The sequence below is a fragment of the Herminiimonas fonticola genome, from assembly GCF_040395855.1.
In the GTDB taxonomy this organism is placed as follows: domain Bacteria; phylum Pseudomonadota; class Gammaproteobacteria; order Burkholderiales; family Burkholderiaceae_D; genus Oxalicibacterium; species Oxalicibacterium fonticola_A.
In genome coordinates, this window is record NZ_JBEBPO010000140.1 from 1 (window position 1) to 3966 (window position 3966).

Sequence of the window (3966 nt, forward strand, 5' to 3'; positions counted from 1 at the left end):
CCCAACCCGCCAGCAGAATTGACCCATATCAAGGAATATCAAAGCGCCGCCGCTTTCAATTGACCTCACTATATATAGTCAATAGTCTTCCAAAAACACCACATATTGTGTTCACGGGAGAACTTCATGACGACACAGGCAGTTTCCTTTTTGACGTACATCGTCAAGCGCGACGGCAGCATCAAGCCCTTCGATGCCGGCAAGATCGAATCCGCACTGCTGCGTGCAGGTCTGGCCAGCGGTGAATTCGATGCCAGCGTGGCGAAAAATCTAAGTGCGCGCGTAGCGCTGGCCCGTATTCGGTTTCATGAGCAGGATGCACCGCATATCGAACAGATACAGGATGCGGTGGAAACCGTGCTGTTCGATGCCGGCTATCGCAAAACCCTGCGCGCCTACACGGTCTATCGCGAGCAGCACCAGAAGTTGCGGCGCGACCGCAAGACGCTGGTCGATGTGGAATCGTCGATGAATGAATATCTGGATCAGCTCGACTGGCGCGTCAATGCGAATGCCAACCAGGGTTATTCGCTGGGCGGCCTGATCCTCAACGTCTCCGGCAAGGTGATCGCCAATTACTGGCTCAATCACGTGTATCCGCCGGAAGTCGGCGACGCACACCGCAATGCCGATCTGCATATCCACGATCTCGACATGCTGTCCGGCTACTGCGCCGGCTGGTCGCTGCGCATGCTGCTTACCGAAGGCTTGAACGGCGTGCCCGGCAAAGTCGAGTCGAGTCCACCGAAACACATGTCGAGCGCAATCGGCCAGATCGTCAACTTCCTCGGCACGCTGCAGAACGAATGGGCCGGTGCACAGGCCTTCAGTTCCTTCGATACCTATATGGCGCCCTATGTGCGCAAGGACAATCTGGATTATGCCGAGGTCAAGCAATACATCCAGGAACTGATCTACAACCTCAATGTGCCATCGCGCTGGGGCACGCAGACACCATTTACCAATCTCACCTTCGACTGGGTGTGCCCGGAAGATTTGCGCGAGCAGGTGCCGCTGATAGGCGGCGTCGAGATGCCCTTCACCTACGGCGATCTGCAGGTCGAGATGGACATGATCAATCGCGCCTACATCGAGATCATGATGACCGGCGACGCCAAGGGCCGCGTATTTACCTTTCCGATTCCGACCTACAACATCACCGAAGATTTCGACTGGCACAGCCCGAATGCCGAGCTGCTGTTCGAGATGACGGCGCGCTACGGCCTGCCCTACTTCCAGAACTTCATCAATTCGGAATTGAAGCCGAACATGATCCGTTCGATGTGCTGCCGTCTGCAACTCGATCTGCGCGAACTGCTCAAGCGCGGCAACGGCTTGTTCGGCTCCGCCGAACAGACCGGTTCGCTCGGCGTGGTGACGATCAATTGCGCGCGTCTCGGCCATCTGCATGCCGGCGATGAAGAAGGCTTGATGCAGCGGCTGGATGAATTGCTGACTCTCGGCAAGACCAGTCTGGAAATCAAGCGCAAGGTCATCCAGCGTCATATGGACAACGGCCTGTTCCCTTACACCAAGCGCTATCTGGGTACGCTGCGCAATCACTTCTCGACGCTGGGCGTGAACGGCATCAATGAAATGATCCGCAACTTCACCGCCGACGAACACGACATCACCAGCGAGTGGGGTCATGCATTTGCCGTGCGTCTGCTCGATCGCGTGCGCGCCCGCATGCTGGAGTTTCAGGATGAAACCGGCCATATGTACAACCTGGAAGCCACGCCGGCCGAAGGCACGACCTACCGTTTCGCCAAGGAAGATCGCAAACGCCATCCCGAGATCCTGCAGGCCGGTACCGTGGATATGCCCTACTACACCAACTCTTCGCAACTGCCGGTCGGCTTTACCGACGATCCCTTTGAAGCGCTGGAGCGACAGGACGATCTGCAGCGCAAATACACCGGCGGCACCGTGCTGCATCTGTACATGACGGAACCGCTGTCGAATGCCGATGCCTGCCGCACGCTGGTCAAGCGCACGCTGAGTCGCTTCTCGCTGCCCTACATCACGATCACGCCGACTTTTTCCATCTGCCCCAAACATGGTTATCTCGGCGGCAGCCACCATTTTTGTCCCAAATGCGATGACGAACTCATCGCACGCAAGCAGCGCGAAGCTGCAGATGTTTAACCTTTAGTCCAACCACAGGAGCAGCCATGAACGACATGATCAAACCTATATTTCTAACCAGACAAGCCATCGTCCTCACCGATGCCGAACGCCAGCCGTGCGAAATCTGGACCCGCGTCATGGGCTATCACCGCCCGATGTCATCCTTCAATACAGGTAAAAAGGGAGAGTTCAATGAACGCCGGTATTTCAGCGAACAAAGCAGCCATCTCGCCTGAGAGTGCCGCAGCCAGCTTGCTGAAGGTGGGCGGCGTAACGCCGTTCACCGCCACCGATTACCCCGGCCAGCTGGCGGCCGTGGTGTTCGTGCAGGGCTGTCCGTGGCGCTGCGATTATTGTCACAATCCGCATCTGCAGTTGCGCACGATCGACAGCCCGCTGGAGTGGCCCAAAGTCATGGCGCTGCTCCAGCGTCGCATCGGCCTGATCGATGCCGTGGTATTCAGCGGCGGCGAAGCCACCATCGATCCCGCCTTGCAGGCTGCCATCCTTGAAGTACGTGCGCTGGGTTTTCGCGTCGGTTTGCATAGCGCCGGCATTTATCCGAAGCGGCTGGCTGAAATTCTGCCTTTGCTGGATTGGGTAGGCCTCGACATCAAGGCGCCGTTCGACAGTTACGAACGCATTACCCGCATCGCCGATAGCGGCCGTTATGCACTGCAATGTGCGGAGATGATACTGGCCAGCGGCGTGTCGTATGAATTTCGCACCACCATTCATGCCAGCCTGCTGAGCGAAGACGAATTGCTGAATCTGGCGCAGACGCTGGCCAATATGGGTGTGCAACATTACGCGCTGCAATTGTTCCGCCCGCAGGGCTGCCGCAGTGCGCAGCTCAATACATTCAACCAGGCCGATTATCCGACACTGGAACTGGTGCAGCACATGGCGACACTCTTTCCACACTTCACGCTGCGTCAGGCGGAATGATCGATGGCCAATGGATCGGCCGCAGTCAGTCTGGTATGGGTGGCATCAAACAGCGTGCGCTGGCGCTCCAGTTCCGTCGCGACTTGCGTGACGATCTGCTCAGCCTGCAAGGGATCGAAATCCTCATGCAGGCGTTTTCTCACGCCGTAATCGTGCAACTGCAAATGCTTGTCGGGCGTGATGTGATGGCGTTCCAGGCATTTGGTCGCGCAGATCAGCTGACAGCCGTCGATTGCAATGATGGGTCGCCCCGAATGCGCCAGCTTGACCAGCGACGGCACATCGCCGCCGACGCCGGCTATGCACGACATCTCGGCAATGCCGCGCCGGTCCAGTCGCAGCGCGACATGGTTGGCCATCTGCGCGGCGCTGGAGCAACCGGAACAGGAATACACCAGCGGCAAGGTTTTTTTATCGGCACGCATACTCACACTCTCCTTCACGCAAACATCAAGTCCTCGCATCTGCCTCGCGCACAAGACCGGACTTGAAACGGGCCAGCACACGCATCGGCGCCAGACGCGCCGGATCGAATACCGGCGCCTCGATGGCATCCAGCGTATTTTTCACCAGCAGACCCAGCTCGGTATCGCCTTCCATCTGCAGGCGGCGGCTGAAGAACAGCGTATCCGGGTCTTCCTTGCGTTGCGCCAGCAACAGGAAATCGTGTGCCGTGGCGCCTATCGTCAGATCAATCTCTGCGCCGCTATTGTGAGCAACGCGGCAAGCCGAGAAGCTTCCTGCACGCCATTGAAAATCGAAAGACAATTGCAGATCGAGTACGCTGATGCGCAGGCTGCGGCCTTCCAGCATCGCTTGCGTATCGGGCGGCAAGTGCCGCGCCAGCAGCAGATTGAGCGCACGCACGAACAGGAGTGAACCGGGATA

At 57.9% G+C, this 3966-nt stretch carries 5 protein-coding genes; 3 read left to right on the forward strand and 2 right to left on the reverse strand.

What is annotated here, in order from left to right; translation table 11 throughout:
• Window positions 1–126: 126 nt before the first annotated feature.
• Genes ABWP27_RS12415 through ABWP27_RS12425 form a run of 3 tightly spaced genes read left to right on the forward strand, consistent with a single transcriptional unit; the run spans window position 127 to window position 3078 of the window.
• Complete coding sequence (locus ABWP27_RS12415; protein ID WP_353157321.1) at window positions 127–2148, forward strand: ribonucleoside triphosphate reductase; 2022 nt, start codon at window positions 127–129, stop codon at window positions 2146–2148.
• A gap of 26 nt (window positions 2149–2174) precedes the next feature.
• On the forward strand, window positions 2175–2366 hold the full coding sequence (gene nrdD, locus ABWP27_RS12420; RefSeq protein WP_353157324.1) for an anaerobic ribonucleoside-triphosphate reductase: 192 nt from the start codon (window positions 2175–2177) through the stop codon (window positions 2364–2366).
• Window positions 2367–2391: 25 nt separating this feature from the next.
• Complete coding sequence (locus ABWP27_RS12425; protein ID WP_353157333.1) at window positions 2392–3078, forward strand: anaerobic ribonucleoside-triphosphate reductase activating protein; 687 nt, start codon at window positions 2392–2394, stop codon at window positions 3076–3078.
• Here ABWP27_RS12425 and ABWP27_RS12430 read toward each other — a convergent pair.
• Window positions 3066–3503 carry a putative zinc-binding protein gene (locus ABWP27_RS12430; RefSeq protein WP_353157327.1) on the reverse strand — a complete coding sequence of 146 codons (438 nt, stop codon included), beginning with the start codon at window positions 3501–3503 and terminating at the stop codon, window positions 3066–3068. The genes ABWP27_RS12425 and ABWP27_RS12430 overlap by 13 nt on opposite strands.
• A gap of 25 nt (window positions 3504–3528) precedes the next feature.
• Window positions 3529–3966: ubiquinone anaerobic biosynthesis accessory factor UbiT (gene ubiT / locus ABWP27_RS12435; RefSeq protein WP_353157330.1), on the reverse strand; the 438-nt coding region annotated here is incomplete at its 5' end.